The following is a 15,476-nucleotide window of genomic DNA, read 5'->3' as shown; positions in this document are numbered from 1 at the left end:
TTATATTTTTGTTCTGTATTAGCACAAATTGTTTGGTGCAATGGATTCTCTCTTTTGGATAGATATCGTACACCTCCTTTTACCCTTAGAAAAAACAAAAAGCCCCACCATAATAGCTGATGGGACTTTAGTGAGAAATCATAATATATGGTTGTAGATGTGATGGATTACTCGCTCCAGTCAGCTTGCCCAGTACCAAATGGATCAGCAACTAAGCCCGGTCCACTTGAAGCGTTAACCATTCTATCGAAGCTGTTTCCAAATGCTGTTTTAAGTTTTGGAGCTGCTAAAGTGATAATACCACCAGCAAGAATAATACCCATCAAAACGTATCCTCCAACTTCTGTTGTAACTTGTGATGTTTCATTTTTCATCCAAGCTTTTTCCTTTTCAATTCGATTTTTTACCCCATTTTTAAATTTTGCTACTGTAGTTTTCATTATTTTCATTTCCTCCTTGTTTTTTAACCAAATGCCGAGAAGAAATCTAGGAAAACATAGACCACCATACTTAATACGACCAAGATCATATTGAATACGACAATCATATTGTATTTATTCACAACAATTGGCTTTATATTAATTAACTCGTTGTAACTCTCTTCACGTATCTTCATCATAATTATTCTTTGTTTTTCAAGTATTTGCTTAGAACGAATGCGATCTGTTGTTAAAGCTTGTTGTATAGCTACTACAAACAAATCTGCTTGTGGTACACCTATTTGTGAAGCAAATGTTTGAAATGGTTTTATTGAACCAGGATCTAAGTCCATGTCTACCATTAACTTGTCTACATAAGGCTTCAAATATGGTCCCGCAAATTTTTCACACTCTTTAACTGCTTGATATGGTGTGTAACTGCTCATCAATTTTGCTAAAGGTGTAAGGTAATCAGGTAGTTCTATCTTTCTCATTGCTTTTGCATATTGAATATTCTTTGAAAGTGTATAATTAGGATAAAAATACATCACAATGGAGCTGACAACTGCGATTCCTAACATGACAAAGTTTTGATTAATGACAAACAATGTCGTAAAACATATTGCCATTAACATAGCGTAAACAATTTTTTGAGCAACAAATATCTCGGGTGTTTGTTTCATTCCAGCCTGCTTTAATTTTAATCTAAGGCTCTCACTACTGTCGTAACTTAATTTGACATTCTTTTTAGCTACGATTCCTACAATTTTTTTTAAGTATTTTTGTATCGGTGACTCACTCTTATGAATTCTGTGCGAGTCACTATCTTGGAGATAATCTGTGAAGGTATAAGCTATGTCTGTCTTCCGTATTAACAGTAAGTGAATAAAAATGTACGAAACAATTCCGAGAATCACATAAAAGCGAACACACTATCACATCCCTTCTTGATCAAAAAGAAAATAACAAAAAACGACTGTTGAAAACGTAGAATGAGAGATATAACAAAATAGGCACATGGCGAGCCCTTGTTTTACAATCTCCAACTCTGAGTTTTCTCAGTCGTCGTATGTTTGTTATTCAATTATTGATGTTTTAAAAATGCTTATATTATTGCTTGTCTAAAATATTAAACTATTTCAAGTCTAAAATCAACCATTTTCACCAACTTTTGATAATATTTTTTTCTTTTTGTTAACAAATGTTACTTATAGTGTCATATTATTATTTTCATTGAGCTTCTGATGGATCAAATTCACAGTGTTTTTGAACTTTGACATAAGAAAAAATGGTTGAAAATAAAATGAATAACAAGATTAATTTTCCTATAGGCGAATTAAATGTACTATTAAAAATATCTGTTACAAAAAATTTGCCCCCTATTAATACTACAATTACGATCCCATTATTTTGAAAGAAAGCACGTCTTACTTGTGCCATATTTGCACTTAACTTAGCCTGCAATACTTTCTTTTGCTCAAATTCATTTGCGGTTGAATCAAGTATATCGAAAAACTCCTTACCATTACGATGTGCTGCATCCAACATGCTGTGAAAAAAAACAAGGTCACTATATTCGTATTTTTCATCCATTAGCTTAAACGATTCCTGAATTGATGTACCACCCCGATGTAAAGAAAGACAGTATTCAACATCTGTTTTAATAGGTTCTTTTAACATAGGTGTAATTGATTCTAGTGTTTTAGTTACATTACCACCAGATGAAGAAATCGCATTAGATACAGCCTTCATATAAGTAATTAACTGTTGTTCGATCTCTTTTTTATATTTTAATCTTCTAATTGAAAGAAGTGTTCTCGGAACTAAAAATCCTGCCCCAAATCCAAAGATTGATATAGCTCCTAAGTTAAAGATACTTAGAAGAAATGAACCAACCGCCCCTCCTAAAGAAACTAATAGCCAATAATTCATTACAGTAATATCCCAATCATATTTATTAGCTTCATGAATGAATTGGGCTGGATAGATCCATTTTGTTAATGCATTGTTTTTTAAAGAAGCAAATCGTTCTGAGTCGCTTTTCTTTTCATGTTTGGCAACATATTCATCATTAAATAAATCTTGTACCTTATACTTTTTTCTACCTAATAGCTGTGAGAACAAGTAATAAAGCAAAATACCTGCAAGAACTAGGCAGAATATACTGTACCAATTAGACAATGCCCAACTCCTCCTTGTCCTCATCACTTACTAGGTGTTTATAAGTTTCTATATCAATTCCTGCTTCATATAATTTTGTCGCTACATCTATTGATAAAAACCCTTTTTGATGATGTGAACACAATATTTGTTTCCTACCTTCGACTTGTTCATGTCCATCAATTTTCATTTTATACAGTGTAGTATAAATAGGCTTATTATCTTCATAACCCCTTAATTCTATTATTTCTCTTATTCTTCGATGTTGATCCTTCATTTTCTTCTGAAAAATAACAATATCAAAAGTAGATGTTACCCATTCACCAATTACATCGGGATCAAGCTTCATTCCTGAACGAAGACACATTTGTACAAGTCTTTTCACTCCATCTGCAGCTGAATTAGAATGTCCTGTTGTCATTCCACCTTCATGTCCAGTGTTATAAATTTCGATCATGTGTACAGCTTCATCACCACGACACTCACCTACTCCTATTCTAGCTGGGTTTTGACGAAGAGCATTTTTTAATAACACTGGATAATCTACATCACTTTCTTCACTACCAGTAAATCTACATTCCATGCTTACTATGTGTTTGTCTGGATATATGTCCTTTAACCTTGTTTCGGCAGTATCCTCTAACATAATAAAACGTTCATTATCCTCTATGTGCTTTACTAAATACTTGAGTAATTCAGTTTTCCCACTACCTGTAGGCCCAACAATTAGCATATTTAGTCCTGCTTTCACAAATGCTTCTAAGGTTTTTACCATATCTTCATTTCCTTGATTTGTTTCTATCATAGATTGATCAGTTATTCTGACTTTTTTACCAAATTTTCTAATTGAGATGGCAATTCCTTGTCCACAAATTTCACCAGTAACAATATTAATACGCATTGTAGGATATTTACAATCCACATATGGCTTTGAAGTGGTCAAACTTTCTCCTGATGCATTCACTATTTTCATAGCAACAGCATTTAACGCAGCATCACTAGGAAAACGTAGATTAGTTTTGTATTCACCCACCCCTAGTTCTTCAACGTATATTTCACTTCGACCATTTACCATAATATCCGTAATATTTTCATTATCAATTAAATCTTCAAGTACACCTAGACCTGATAAAGAATCTATAACGGACTTTATTAATTCATCAGCTGAGTAACCTGGTACAGTAATTGAATTACTAGAAATAAAGTCTGAAATAATTACACTAAGGTTTTGTCGTTTCTTCTTATCTATAATAGATTCCTGAAATAATTTCTTGTGTTTATTTGATAAAAACTCACTTATATCTGTTAGTATTTCTGGAGATATATTCTTTTTTGCTATATTTTTATTTTCTTTATCTGTTCTATACTGATAACTATATTTGTTGAGATCAATCGTATTCCCTTCATCTTGTGAAGTAAGGGGAATAACTTCCCCGCTAACAATCTCTTCAACTTTCTTTTCTTCATGCTTTTCTGTTAGAACCTCATTATTAATTTCTTCTTTTTCTACATTCGACTGAGAATCAACAATATAATCTTCTAAGCTAATCATATTACTTTCATACATTGACACTATCAATCAACTCCTTATCCTCTTCTTTTACAAGGTGCTTAAACATAGATACTTCAACACCTGTTTCGTAGATTTTAGTAACTGTTTCTTCTGATAAAAATCCCTTTTGCAGGTAACTAAATATCAAGTTATTCTCTACTAACCCTCCTGCTTCTAACTCATACAAGAGTGTATAAATTGGGGTATTATCCTTGTATTCTCTCAGCTCTACTATTTCTGAAATACTTATGTTGTTATCTACCACCTTATTTAGTGAAATTACGATATCGAATGTAGATGCAATGAACTCCCCAATGTGATGATCAGCTTGTTTCCACCCTGATTGCTTACAGATTTGTATAAGCCATTGTATTGCTTCAGTCCATGATTTTTCTTTAATTGTTGCTATCCCATGATAACCTGTGCTATAACTTTCAAGCATCATAGTAGCTTCAGGAACCCGACACTCCCCTATCAATATTCTGTCTGGTCTTAAGTACAACGTATTTTTTAATAATGTTCGATTAACTATATCTTCTTGTTCAGCCAAGCTATAATCTAGACTTATAATTTGTTTTTCAGGATAAATATCTTTCAAATTCATATTTGAATTAGCTTCATACATAAGCAAACGTTCATGGTCTTCTGTATGCTTAACTAAATAATTGAACAAATCTGTCTTCTCACTACCTGCTGGGCCAACTATTAAGATGTTTAGCCCAGCTTCAACAAATGCCTGTAAAGTTTTTAATATGTCTTCACTTACGTGATTTAACATTTTTTGATCTTCTAGTCTTACTTTCTGAGTCATATTGTATCTCCTCTCAAAATTATATTTATTAATTATTTGAAGTTAATAAGCCGTTTTCTCTTATGTGTCTCCATCATTTCATTGCTTGATAAACCAATTTCGGTTAAGTAGTCTCCAACAGCTTGATTAATAAGCGGTGAACCAATTTCCAAGTCTAATTCATTTGTTAACCTCACTTCATCAAAATGAACGAAAAAAGCAGTAGGCTCATTTAAGAAAAGCTCTACTTGCTCTTTGTTAAAGTTTTTATGAACCATATTTACAACTGTATGGAACTTCTCCATATCAAGAGGCGTTTTTGATAAACGATCTTTTAAACTTTTATACCCGATTACACGCGCTGGATGAAGTGTTGTTACATTTAAAATCAGATCAGACTCTAACATGATTGGAAAAGTAAACTTATTCTGTAGAACAGGTGGTAAATTTAAAACAATCATGTCATATCTGCTTGCACGTAAGTTATCCATATATGCTTTAATGAATATTTTTGTATCTACTTCAGGGAATGATGTATTTACATCGTATCCTCTTGGTAATGTTAAAAAGTCTAGTTTTTTAGGTAACTTACTAATGGCTTTTCTTACACTTTTCTTACCGGCATAAACTTCACTGACATTTGCGATGAATTTCTCAATATCAACATCTTCATTTTCAATAAAATGCGTCATATATTTGAAAAAGTTCTTGTCTGAATGACTCAGACCACTTGTTACTGCAAATGAAGGTGTAAAATAGTTCATTTCTACATATAACACCTCAGCCCCACGTTCAGCTGCAAGAGTAGCAAATGATTGTGATAGTGTTCTGCTACCTAACCCTGTATTTTCACCCCAAAAACTTATGATCTTTTGTTCTCCCAAAAGGTTGATGTGCTTCTTTTTCTCACGTTTAAAAGGTATTGTGTTACTCTTAATCTCCTCTTCCTCAAGCCCACCATTTGTTTCATTAGAATCTTCAGCTGGCGTAATATTTGAAACGAAAGAATCATTTTGATGTATTTCTTTTTCTACTTTCTGTTCATTCGTATCATTCTTAGGTTCTTTATTGAATTCTACCTTAAAGCCTGTGGTACCTGATGATTGTAATGTGAGAGTATCGGCATAATTAGAAGGGCTCACCACTTCTTTTTGTACAACAGGTTCAAGTTTTGATTCGGGTTCTTTCTTCACTTCATTGTTCACGACACTCTTCTTTTCAATTCTTTCTTCAACTGGTAGTACTGGTGTAACTGGTACATTGGATTTATGATTTTCTAAAGACTTTAATAACTCAATTGCCTGTTCTTTTGTTGAGGGATTATAAAAGAAAGATGGGATTATGCTCCCATCTATCTCAGACTTTAATATAATGTCGTAAATACCTAATGATACGCACTTGCCTAGAAACCATTGAGGTGCTTCAGGTGTAGTTAAAAGGATGACTCTCACGTCGTTATTTCTAACAGTTGCTAGTACTTTATAAATTGCTTGATAACGTTCGTTTTGATCTGTTAAATGGCTAATCACAGGGATAAACTCACTAAAAATCAACACTTTTGGCTGATGTGAATAAATCGTGAATTCAATGTTTTCTAAGCAGTCTACAGATATGTCTGCTTTCAGCTCTCTTTTTAAATCCTCATCTAACTGTTTGTGACCCGTTGCTAATATAATCATAATTTTTATCCACCTTTCACTGTTTCATCTTCATTATTTACAGCTGAATCTTCTGTTTCTACAGGCTCGCTATTTGTGTCCACAGATTGATCTCCCACTTTAAAGGATGCTTGTTCAACTGAATTTTCTAATTCAGTCAATTTCTGATCATATGAATTTGTTTCGATATAATCATGAATCTCTTGCATTGATTTATCTAACTTGTACTCCCCTTCAACAGAGTCGTTATAGCTATCACTGTTTGCGACTGGAATAATATTACCCATTACTTTTGCCTTTGTAAGAAGGTCGAGCTGTTCTTCAGTTACCGCTAGAGTATAAAGTTTAGCTAGAGCACTCGGATTATTTGATGAGCTTGCAACTTGACTACTTTGTAGTTGGGAGGTTCCTGCTGACTCTGTATAATTTTCAGCCCCAAATACATTTTGAGTCTTTGAATCTTTTACAGTTGAAATCCTAATCCGTTCATACAGCTTACCAGTCAACGGTTTTTTATCTTGTATCGTAACAAAATAAAGATCTACATATGAATTTGGTCTTATGGCATTACCAGAGCTAGTTTCAAGATCTACAAGCAAAGGGAACGCATACTCCCCGTCCTCTAAATTTAATATCGCAGCATCTGGCATATCTCCTGTATCTAGTATTTTCCCATTGTATACAAGTGAGTTTTTAGCTACTCCATATCCATCTACAGTCCATTTTCCGATGACTTGCTGTACCTCTGATAAAGCATTTGGTGGAATCGCTTGACCAGGTACTACTTTTTCGAATACCATTTCTTCTGTGATTTGGGTATGCGGTGGTATATCTGTTTTAGCGAAAACAACTTTAACTGGTGAAATTTTTTGTTCAACGGCTGCATCATTGTAAAAATAAAATGCTGTCACCACTACGACAGCACCTACTCCAGCGAGTATACGTTTTTTTGCAAGTGTACTTAATTTCATATTTAAACTTCCCCTTTCGTTACTTGATTTTTTCCATTATTGCTATTTCTTTTTTGTTAGTTGTGACAATAGGATCTTCATCAAAAGCTTTTTTAAAGGAGCTTTCTGATGCTCCTGCTGAATGTAGAGTGACCATAGGAGGAAACTCTGAAGTAGCATGAAAATATGTTCTTTCTTCTGCATTCCTCACACTTTGATTATTTGTATATAGGGATTGTTGGAATTCAATGAAACGTTCACTATCAATCGTCATGACTTCTTCCACCCTTAATGTACCTTTATTAATTGATTGCTGTACGCCACCTTTAATTGAATTTTCTAGTGATTTTTTCACATCATCACTTAAAAACATCTGATAACTTACATCTATCAAGAAAAAGACAAATAATGATCCGATTATGATAAAAAACCAAAGCTTTGGAGTTGATTCCATCTAACATGATTCACCTCCTTGTATTGCATGAAATACAAACGTATTCCATTCTTTAGACTTAGGCCTCTTAGCTACTCTTCCAGATGTTGAGATAGATAGTTGAATCCACTGAAGCAACGTTGGGCTAACAAAAGGATCTCTGATTTCTTTTGTTTCTTTAATGTCAAATGAAGATGAAGAGCTTTGTTGCCATATTGCTATCATCTTTTTATGAGTAATAGTCACTAAATAGGCATCTTGCTCCTGACAAAACTTAGATAGCGTAGCAAAGTCTTTTGTAAGGTCATTTTTTAAAGACTGAATGACTGCTTTTTTTTCATATTTTTTCAATTTCAGTCCATGTTTTAATGGATGTGGTTTATGATGTAGCTCAAATACCTTTTTCCCCTCTGGTGTAAGAAGGTTTGTTTTGAAAATAACTATTTTTTTCAAACCTAAATCACTTGAGAATGTATATCCCCATCTTTTCCACTTTTTAAAGTGAATTTGAATAAAACAAAAAATCCCAAGACTCAAGAGCATAAACAGAAATAAGCCCATATCTACCCATTCATCCAACTTCGATTCTAGCGGTATATAACTCAATATAAGAAGAGTAAGTAGTAAAGAAATACTGACTGCTAGAAATCTTTCAAACATGTGCAGCTTAATACTTTTCACCCTGCAATCACTCCCTCTTCTTTCCATTTCTCCTCTACTTTCCTTAATACTGTTTTAAAATGAAAAAACGAAGGTAGAGAATCTTTTCTAACACTAATATTCATCAACAATTTGTTGTTTTGATTATCAAATTCAAATGTTAAATATGGATAGTATTTTTGTAATTTCTCCATAAGCTCTCCTGACATTGTTAAATCATTGACCTTGAATTCTTTCTTAAGCTCAACAAACGTTACAGAACCGTGGCTTTGTTTGATTCCGTAATGATCATTCCAGCCAAATAACAACTTTGACAGATCATCCATTGAAATAATGTTTTTCACAATATCACCTCACCAGTAGAAGAATTGCATATAAATAGGTTCCTATACTTATAGCAACCGCACCTGGATAACGATCAAAAGCTTTTTCAGAATACAAGATTTTTTTGAAAATCATTAAGACCTTTAAATTCTCCATATGAATTTTAAATGTCCAAATGAAGCCCTTCTTGTAAATAACAACTGCATAAGCTGAAATTAAGACAATAAGTAGAAAAATAATATATAACCCCATAACTGTAGTAGTTGGAAAGATTTCTTTGAGCCCCGCAAGCCAAATAATAGAGACAACACACATCTTTGTATCTCCGGGCCATGTAAATTTTAGAGCTTCGATAAATCGACCAATAATAAAAGCTAAAATCAATATCAAAAAGTAATTAAAGAGTGATAATCCTTGAACAAAATAAAATACCGTTCCTCCTATGAAGAACAGTAAATGCCACAAATTTTTAGTTTTTCTATACCTGATGTCTGTATACACGTTTAACAAGTGATAAATAGAAATGAATAGAAAAAAGAGTATTATCCGCGTTTCCATTTGACTCTTCCTTTCTTTCCTCCATACCCATTCATTGAAGGATAAATATAATCACCTATTTCAATAATAGATTTAGATAATTTAGAACGTTGTTTATTACGAATTGGAATGATCCCGTCATTTTGCCAAAGTTGCATTTTAGGTTCAAATGGTAACTCATAAATGTTATCAATGGTAGTAAGTCTTCGATATTCCCCAACATCTTTACCAATTTTGCCTTGAACTTTATTGACAAGAAGTGTAACTTTTCGAACATCTAAGCCTTTAATTTTGTTCCTCAAATGAGAATAGCCTCGGTAAATGTTATTTAAAGATATCGTATTAGGATCACTAACTAGAATGATATCTGTCGCTTGTTTGTATGCTTCTTCTATTAAATAATCAAATTTTGGTGCGGCATCAATAATCACCACATCGTATTCTCTTAAATTATTGATGATTTTCTTAGCAAGTAATTCATTATTAACCAGTTGCTCCTCTTCGGCACTTTGTATAGACGGTAAGACCTTCAATCCTTCTTCTGTCGTCACTAAGAGGTTTTCTTGGATGTGTGTTGGGATATCATGAGGTACAGTCAACCATGTCTTAATATTGCGATTATCTGATACTTGTAACATTGATGCTACGTCACCATGTGGTGTATCAAAATCACAAAGTACAACGGAATGCCCTAAGTTTTTATAAAACAATGCTAAGTTAGTTGATATTGTAGTTTTGCCTGTCCCTCCTTTTCCACTTGATCCAACGACTATCAGTTTTTTTCTGTTCATCGACTTTGTTGTGTGTGTTTTCAATGGTTGAGTAAACGCAGGGGCTGTAACATTTTTCAAATCATAAGTCATCATAACTTTTTCATCCTCCCTTTACTTCAAAAAATGATTGTTTTGTTTTGATTGGCTGAACCACCCTTTTACCTAATATCTTAAAATCCTTGTTAAATAAACGAGGATTTAATGAATATAACGGTGTTCCTTGCATATTGGCTTTAATTCCTTTTTCAAAATAAGGCAACCTTATCTCTGGTAACACTGGAAATTCATCATTATCAATGCCTTTCCCCCATTTGTTACCAATAAACTTGCAATTATCTTCTCCTACTAACTGATAAGCAAGGTTCATAACTGTTTTCTTTTTGTGTCGTTGAGAATTCAAATGATTAGGATCAGGATTCACAACTACCCAAAATTCATCACAAACTTTTATCGCTTCTTTTGCAAATTCGCTCTCCCAATCTGTTGATATATCAACAAACAGTAAAGGTATTTGTTTTGCATTAAAAATCACAGTACGGTATATGTCATTATCGATACCCTCTAATGAATCTTTCGAAGATAAGGGGATAACGATGTTGTTTTCTGTTTGTATTTTCACGTCACTATTAATGCAATTCTCTTGTTTTACTTGTGAAACCCAAGACTTAAACGAATTTGGTATATGTCCAATTTCCCTTCCAATGATTTGTAGCCATACTGGAGATTGATCAGTTGCTTCTAAAACACCAGTTTGTAAACCCTGTTCAGTTATATATTCCATAAAGTTATGAATCAAAAATGTTGATCCAGCTCCACCATGTAGAGAACCTACAACAATTACTTTCGACTGGATCAGATGATTTGTAGTATTCTTCCCAACGTTCAGGTTAAATGAAAATGAAGGAGCTTTAATGTTTACGTTCTCCAACGGGTTTTTTAATTTGAAACTTGGTAGTTTTATAGGTTTTGACCCTGAATCTCCCTTTTGAAAGAGAAGTTTCTTTTTCCCTTCCTCTTTTGCCTTTTTGACTTTAAATTTAGAATCAGACTCTATTTCCTGTGTTTCTTCTTCTGGAAAGTATTGATTATATTGACTGGTTTCAGTAATTCCATCATTTGATGTACCCTTATAGCCGGTAATCAAGTGTTCTACATCAGCCAATGTGCGAGTTCTTTTTAATGATTCATCAATGTCATTCAGGTTGGGTTCATCATCGAAGTACAAATCATAGATACCAAGTTGAATAAGTTTTTGTAGGAATTGTTCATCTTGTTGTACTTCTGCAGGGAATAAAAGCACAAGACGTAATTCTGGCCGTGATATTCTTACTTGTCGTATTCTTTCGAACACCGCTTGTCTATGACTATATGCAGAATCATATTTACTTACATTAACCCCGCCATAAACGAAAGCTACTTCTGAATGGTTTTGTCCGTTAGACTGAGCCCATTGTGCAAATGTATCAAGGCTCGTGTCTGTTTCTTTTACACTGTAGTTTATTTGTTCTAGCTCATCTTTTAATACCTCTATGTGGTCTGAATCGAATACTAAATGAACGTTCATAATACTTCTCCTTTCAAAATATCTTCCCTATTCGATATGGTCTATTTCTAACTTAATCAAATAGCTTATGCGCCACCATCGCAATAAATAGAACATAAAGAACAATGGAAAAATATATAATTGTTGGTTTCAAGGTCACTGAGGGTACTTGCTCAACGAAAGTTAAGATAGAATGCATAAACACTAAGAGAATTGCAAATGAACATACTATAAAAATCGAATGTTTTATGATTTTCTCACACCTTTCAAATTTACTTCTCTCCCTAAGACAAATAAAAAAAGCCCTCCTGCTTAATGTGCAGAAAGGCTTAAAAGGAATATGAATAATCATCTCCATTCATCTGAATCAGGATCTACTTCGTCCGACTCGTATTCATATTCTAATCCGTTGTTTAGCATCCATTCTCCTGTTTCTATCGGGAAATCCCCTTGTTCTTCCTCTTTGTAATACCAATCCGTTAAACTGTGTAAAATCCATTCGTTTCCTTGCCAATTTTCTCCTACAACTCCACTAGGAAAAGGGTTATCAGGTCTTACTAGGCGAACAACATAATCATCAAACGGACTACCCTTTACAAGTACACACTCTGCTTTACAGTCGTATAGTCCTTCTGTTCCAGCACCACTCGTCTTAACTGTGAAATCATAGGCACCATCTGGTTGCTTAAAAGGAGTGAACCATTTTTTTCCACCATTTAATAATTGATCATTAACATCACGATTTGGATCAAAAGAGCTATAAAACATATTGCCACTAAATTTTTCTACATAGACTTCAGGTAGTGTCCAAGTATTTTCCCATGAACCAGCAGGATTTTCTGGAATCAATGAAACCGAAGTGGGTAAAAAACTATCTGAGGCAGGGAAAGAAACCGTTACACTTGTTGGTCCTGGTGCTTCATCTGGACCAAAGTATTGGTTTGTATAACTTGTTTTAACTTGAAAAGTGAATCCAAAACCTGCTTGCACCATTGAGTTATCAAGTCCTACAATGCTTGAAGATAAGTATTCGTAGTAGTCTTTCTCTTCTTCATAGCAAAAAATTTGATCATTTTCATCCGTTTCACAAACTGTATAAATCTCAGTAAACGTGACTGCACTTGTTTTTGAGCCACCACAATTATTAGAGCAAGAGTAATCGACTGGAATGTCAGGATCATTTGGATCAGTTGGGTTATCTGGATCATCCGGATCACCGTCTCCACCGCCATCATCACCACCACAGTCTATTTGGCAGCCATCCTCAACAAATCCATCAAGCGGTGGAATAATAAACGTTTGATACCACCAATTGCCGTCTCCACCACGATTCCACAACGTGACTGACCCTTGACCTAATTCTGATGCAAAATTATGAATAACTGCGTAATCAAGCAAGGTTTCAGCTGTCCAATTCTCACCAGTAAGGGCATTAAATGCTTCGAGCCATGTTCGACCTGTTGGTGGGTTTTTTTGGTTGCTGGGATCGTAGGGGTCGAGCATGGTTTCCAATAGTTCTATTGCCTTTTCTTTTAAACCAGGATATAAGTCATAATTTGGCTCATTTATACCTTTATCTATTCCTGTTTGGTCTTCCCAAGGAGTTTTTATCCAGTCTTTATCAACATCACCTGTCGCATCGTAGTCGTGAGGAAATTTATAATTTTGATATAGATTTCCATCTGCATCATACCCTAGATAACGACTTTCTCCATCTTTCACATCATTATTTGTCCCATTATTTATAACTGTATCCTCGTCTCCATACACGATCATACCGTACTTGAGGAGCATTGATTCATTTAATGGGTATCCATCGTAATTTTCTAATGGTATATTATTTTCTTCGATCAGGTCCTGAGCAGCATCACTATAGTCGTCTATTTCTCCTGCTAATGCTTGTTGTTGATTGTTTTCATCAAATATAGTTACAAACATAATAAGAATTGCCATGATGCTGAGCACCATGGCAATTTTGATAGGTTTATTCAATTTTTAATCCCTCCCGATATTCACTACAGGCAACTTATCTTTCCCAACAATACCAGTAGAAAAATATCTATTATCATAACTTCCAACAATTGAATTACCTGGCTTTGCTTTAAAAATATCATCGAAAGCTTTTTCGAACGAAGTTGGATAATAGACCGCTAAAAATTCTTTAATATACTGTTGTTCTAAATCATTAAATTGATTATAGAACGTAATCATAATAGTATTTTGTGTGTCATTTTGCGAAATAGCAACAAGTGGCATTGATAGGAATTCTGATTCTCCCATATCTTCGGAATAGTTTCCATACAGGTCTAATCCCATTTTTTCTTCTGAACCATGCCATATCTGACTTTGCCCACTAGCTTGAAAACTATTAAGTGAATTTATCAATCCTTCAATCTCTTTTTGTTCAAACACAGCTTTCAGCTCGTAAGCTATTTTCGGCAATGCATTTACATCCGATGCATCAGACGGTCTAGCGCTTATACCTTCATTCCCATTTAAATTTAGATTCAGCACAAATTGTACAGCTTGAGCACGAGTTAACGTACTGTTTCCGTCATATCCTACAATGGTTTTTGATGTGCGCCCTTTTGCTAGGTCATTCCCAAGTAAATATGTAATGGCATTGTCCTTTAGGTAGTTAACCCCTTGAGAACTTGTAATTAATTCTGCAACTTTTTCCCTGTTTACCGCTTTATCCCGTACATCTATTTTACTTATCCCATTGGCAGGGTAATTTAAACTTTTAGAGTAATCATAATATTTATCAGCCCAATGTCCGTTGCTGTTAGCGGACAATTCACTTTCCGAAACATAGGACAGTATTAACATCTTCAAAAATTGGGCTTCGGTTACTTCTGCGTTGGGGCGGAATGTTCCGTCATTATATCCTTTTATGATACCTTTCTGAACTCCCCAATCTATTGTTGCTCTCGCCCAATGATCGGAAGGTATGTCACTAAATTGTTTAATAGTTTGCTCCGCTGCGCTAACTGATACTGGATTGAAATTATCCTCTGCATATCCTAAACCCATTGATAATGCTAGACTTGTTGCTAGTATTCCTACTCCGATTTTCTTCATTTTTCTCCCTCCCCGAAAAAAAAGTGTAGTTTGTGCGCTTCTCGATTGTCAACTTAACGTTACCATAAGTTTCTAGTTTTGTATACTATTTTTCTGTGAAATGTTATTAAAAATATCAAATAGTTAAATGAATGATCGTTTATATGTTTTTACTGTCTTAATATATAAAAAAGAAGTGAAATTATAGTAGTTCAGATATCTCATTGACCGCATACATTAAATACGCTAATACATCATCCGTATAGTTAATTAAGAAATAGCCAAAAAGACCGCAAAAAAGAAATACTATAGATAATTTTCTTGCACTAGAAAATATCGCCCCTATAAAAAATAACACTCCAGATATGATCAAAGTAATAAAAAGAGCTTTTAAACTTACTTCTCTCAATTTGTCTATCAATTCTTCACCATCCACGTTGTCAGCCATGTTCATAATTTTATCTTTATCAATAATAGTATCAGTCGCCTTTTCATTTGATGGTGGAATGACGATCCCTTCTGTTTCAGCATGAGTGTAATTTACAAATCCCATAAAACTAATAATTACTGCTAGTGTTACAAAGACTAATCTATAAATTGTTAGATTCTTAGTCATA

The 15,476-nt window shown here is 34.0% G+C and carries 16 protein-coding genes; all 16 read right to left on the bottom strand.

Features of this window, described 5'->3' with window-relative positions; translation table 11 throughout:
• Positions 1-167: 167 nt before the first annotated feature.
• The 16 genes from SLH52_RS18650 to SLH52_RS18575 all read right to left on the bottom strand — a co-directional run bounded on the left by SLH52_RS18650 (position 168) and on the right by SLH52_RS18575 (position 15,475).
• Positions 168-440 (bottom strand): hypothetical protein, encoded by a 273-nt coding sequence (locus tag SLH52_RS18650; protein ID WP_320210767.1) that lies wholly within the window; start codon positions 438-440, stop codon positions 168-170.
• A 23-nt stretch (positions 441-463) separates the two neighbouring features.
• Positions 464-1,102: a hypothetical protein gene (locus SLH52_RS18645; RefSeq protein WP_320210766.1), complete on the bottom strand. Its 639-nt coding sequence runs from the start codon at positions 1,100-1,102 to the stop codon at positions 464-466.
• Positions 1,103-1,649: 547 nt separating this feature from the next.
• Complete coding sequence (locus SLH52_RS18640) at positions 1,650-2,600, bottom strand: hypothetical protein (protein WP_320210765.1); 951 nt, start codon at positions 2,598-2,600, stop codon at positions 1,650-1,652.
• Positions 2,593-4,146: a CpaF family protein gene (locus SLH52_RS18635; protein WP_320210793.1), complete on the bottom strand. Its 1,554-nt coding sequence runs from the start codon at positions 4,144-4,146 to the stop codon at positions 2,593-2,595. Before SLH52_RS18635 ends, SLH52_RS18640 begins: the two co-directional genes overlap by 8 nt.
• A complete protein-coding gene (locus SLH52_RS18630) occupies positions 4,139-4,942 on the bottom strand; it encodes an ATPase, T2SS/T4P/T4SS family (RefSeq protein ID WP_320210764.1) in 804 nt (267 codons plus the stop codon). The genes SLH52_RS18635 and SLH52_RS18630 overlap by 8 nt, the downstream gene beginning before the upstream one ends.
• A gap of 32 nt (positions 4,943-4,974) precedes the next feature.
• The gene (locus SLH52_RS18625; RefSeq protein WP_320210763.1) at positions 4,975-6,600 is read right to left on the bottom strand and encodes a hypothetical protein; all 1,626 of its coding nucleotides are present in this window, start codon (positions 6,598-6,600) and stop codon (positions 4,975-4,977) included.
• Positions 6,601-6,605: 5 nt separating this feature from the next.
• A complete protein-coding gene (locus tag SLH52_RS18620) occupies positions 6,606-7,550 on the bottom strand; it encodes a Flp pilus assembly protein CpaB (protein WP_320210762.1) in 945 nt (314 codons plus the stop codon).
• 19 nt (positions 7,551-7,569) lie between these two features.
• A complete protein-coding gene (locus SLH52_RS18615; protein WP_320210761.1) occupies positions 7,570-7,983 on the bottom strand; it encodes a DUF5411 family protein in 414 nt (137 codons plus the stop codon).
• Positions 7,984-8,643, bottom strand: coding sequence for a hypothetical protein (locus SLH52_RS18610; protein ID WP_320210760.1), 660 nt, complete (start codon positions 8,641-8,643; stop codon positions 7,984-7,986).
• Positions 8,640-8,966 (bottom strand): hypothetical protein, encoded by a 327-nt coding sequence (locus tag SLH52_RS18605; RefSeq protein WP_320210759.1) that lies wholly within the window; start codon positions 8,964-8,966, stop codon positions 8,640-8,642. Before SLH52_RS18605 ends, SLH52_RS18610 begins: the two co-directional genes overlap by 4 nt.
• Positions 8,967-8,970: 4 nt before the next feature.
• A complete protein-coding gene (locus tag SLH52_RS18600) occupies positions 8,971-9,261 on the bottom strand; it encodes a hypothetical protein (RefSeq protein WP_320210758.1) in 291 nt (96 codons plus the stop codon).
• Between the two features lie 227 nt (positions 9,262-9,488).
• Positions 9,489-10,349 (bottom strand): AAA family ATPase, encoded by an 861-nt coding sequence (locus SLH52_RS18595; RefSeq protein WP_320210757.1) that lies wholly within the window; start codon positions 10,347-10,349, stop codon positions 9,489-9,491.
• Positions 10,350-10,356: 7 nt separating this feature from the next.
• Positions 10,357-11,820 carry a hypothetical protein gene (locus tag SLH52_RS18590; protein ID WP_320210756.1) on the bottom strand — a complete coding sequence of 488 codons (1,464 nt, stop codon included), beginning with the start codon at positions 11,818-11,820 and terminating at the stop codon, positions 10,357-10,359.
• A gap of 327 nt (positions 11,821-12,147) precedes the next feature.
• On the bottom strand, positions 12,148-13,791 hold the full coding sequence (locus SLH52_RS18585) for an Athe_2463 domain-containing protein (RefSeq protein WP_320210755.1): 1,644 nt from the start codon (positions 13,789-13,791) through the stop codon (positions 12,148-12,150).
• Between the two features lie 3 nt (positions 13,792-13,794).
• A complete protein-coding gene (locus SLH52_RS18580) occupies positions 13,795-14,880 on the bottom strand; it encodes an S-layer homology domain-containing protein (RefSeq protein WP_320210754.1) in 1,086 nt (361 codons plus the stop codon).
• 181 nt (positions 14,881-15,061) lie between these two features.
• Positions 15,062-15,475 carry a hypothetical protein gene (locus SLH52_RS18575; protein WP_320210753.1) on the bottom strand — a complete coding sequence of 138 codons (414 nt, stop codon included), beginning with the start codon at positions 15,473-15,475 and terminating at the stop codon, positions 15,062-15,064.
• Position 15,476 lies beyond the last annotated feature (1 nt).

The sequence above is a fragment of the Cytobacillus sp. IB215665 genome, from assembly GCF_033963835.1.
In the GTDB taxonomy this organism is placed as follows: domain Bacteria; phylum Bacillota; class Bacilli; order Bacillales; family SM2101; genus Nanhaiella.
This window is presented reverse-complemented; position numbering and strand designations above follow the sequence as displayed.

Excerpts from the sequence above, each read along its gene's own strand:
- SLH52_RS18650 (WP_320210767.1), bottom strand. The coding sequence starts at position 440 with ATGAAAACTACAGTAGCAAAATTTAAAAATGGGGTAAAAAATCGAATT.
- SLH52_RS18575 (WP_320210753.1), bottom strand. The coding sequence starts at position 15,475 with ATGACTAAGAATCTAACAATTTATAGATTAGTCTTTGTAACACTAGCA.
- SLH52_RS18620 (WP_320210762.1), bottom strand. The coding sequence starts at position 7,550 with ATGAAATTAAGTACACTTGCAAAAAAACGTATACTCGCTGGAGTAGGT.
- SLH52_RS18630 (WP_320210764.1), bottom strand. The coding sequence starts at position 4,942 with ATGACTCAGAAAGTAAGACTAGAAGATCAAAAAATGTTAAATCACGTA.
- SLH52_RS18635 (WP_320210793.1), bottom strand. The coding sequence starts at position 4,146 with ATGTATGAAAGTAATATGATTAGCTTAGAAGATTATATTGTTGATTCT.
- SLH52_RS18615 (WP_320210761.1), bottom strand. The coding sequence starts at position 7,983 with ATGGAATCAACTCCAAAGCTTTGGTTTTTTATCATAATCGGATCATTA.
- SLH52_RS18590 (WP_320210756.1), bottom strand. The coding sequence starts at position 11,820 with ATGAACGTTCATTTAGTATTCGATTCAGACCACATAGAGGTATTAAAA.
- SLH52_RS18580 (WP_320210754.1), bottom strand. The coding sequence starts at position 14,880 with ATGAAGAAAATCGGAGTAGGAATACTAGCAACAAGTCTAGCATTATCA.
- SLH52_RS18645 (WP_320210766.1), bottom strand. The coding sequence starts at position 1,102 with ATGAAACAAACACCCGAGATATTTGTTGCTCAAAAAATTGTTTACGCT.
- SLH52_RS18595 (WP_320210757.1), bottom strand. The coding sequence starts at position 10,349 with ATGATGACTTATGATTTGAAAAATGTTACAGCCCCTGCGTTTACTCAA.
- SLH52_RS18625 (WP_320210763.1), bottom strand. The coding sequence starts at position 6,600 with ATGATTATATTAGCAACGGGTCACAAACAGTTAGATGAGGATTTAAAA.
- SLH52_RS18600 (WP_320210758.1), bottom strand. The coding sequence starts at position 9,261 with ATGTGTGTTGTCTCTATTATTTGGCTTGCGGGGCTCAAAGAAATCTTT.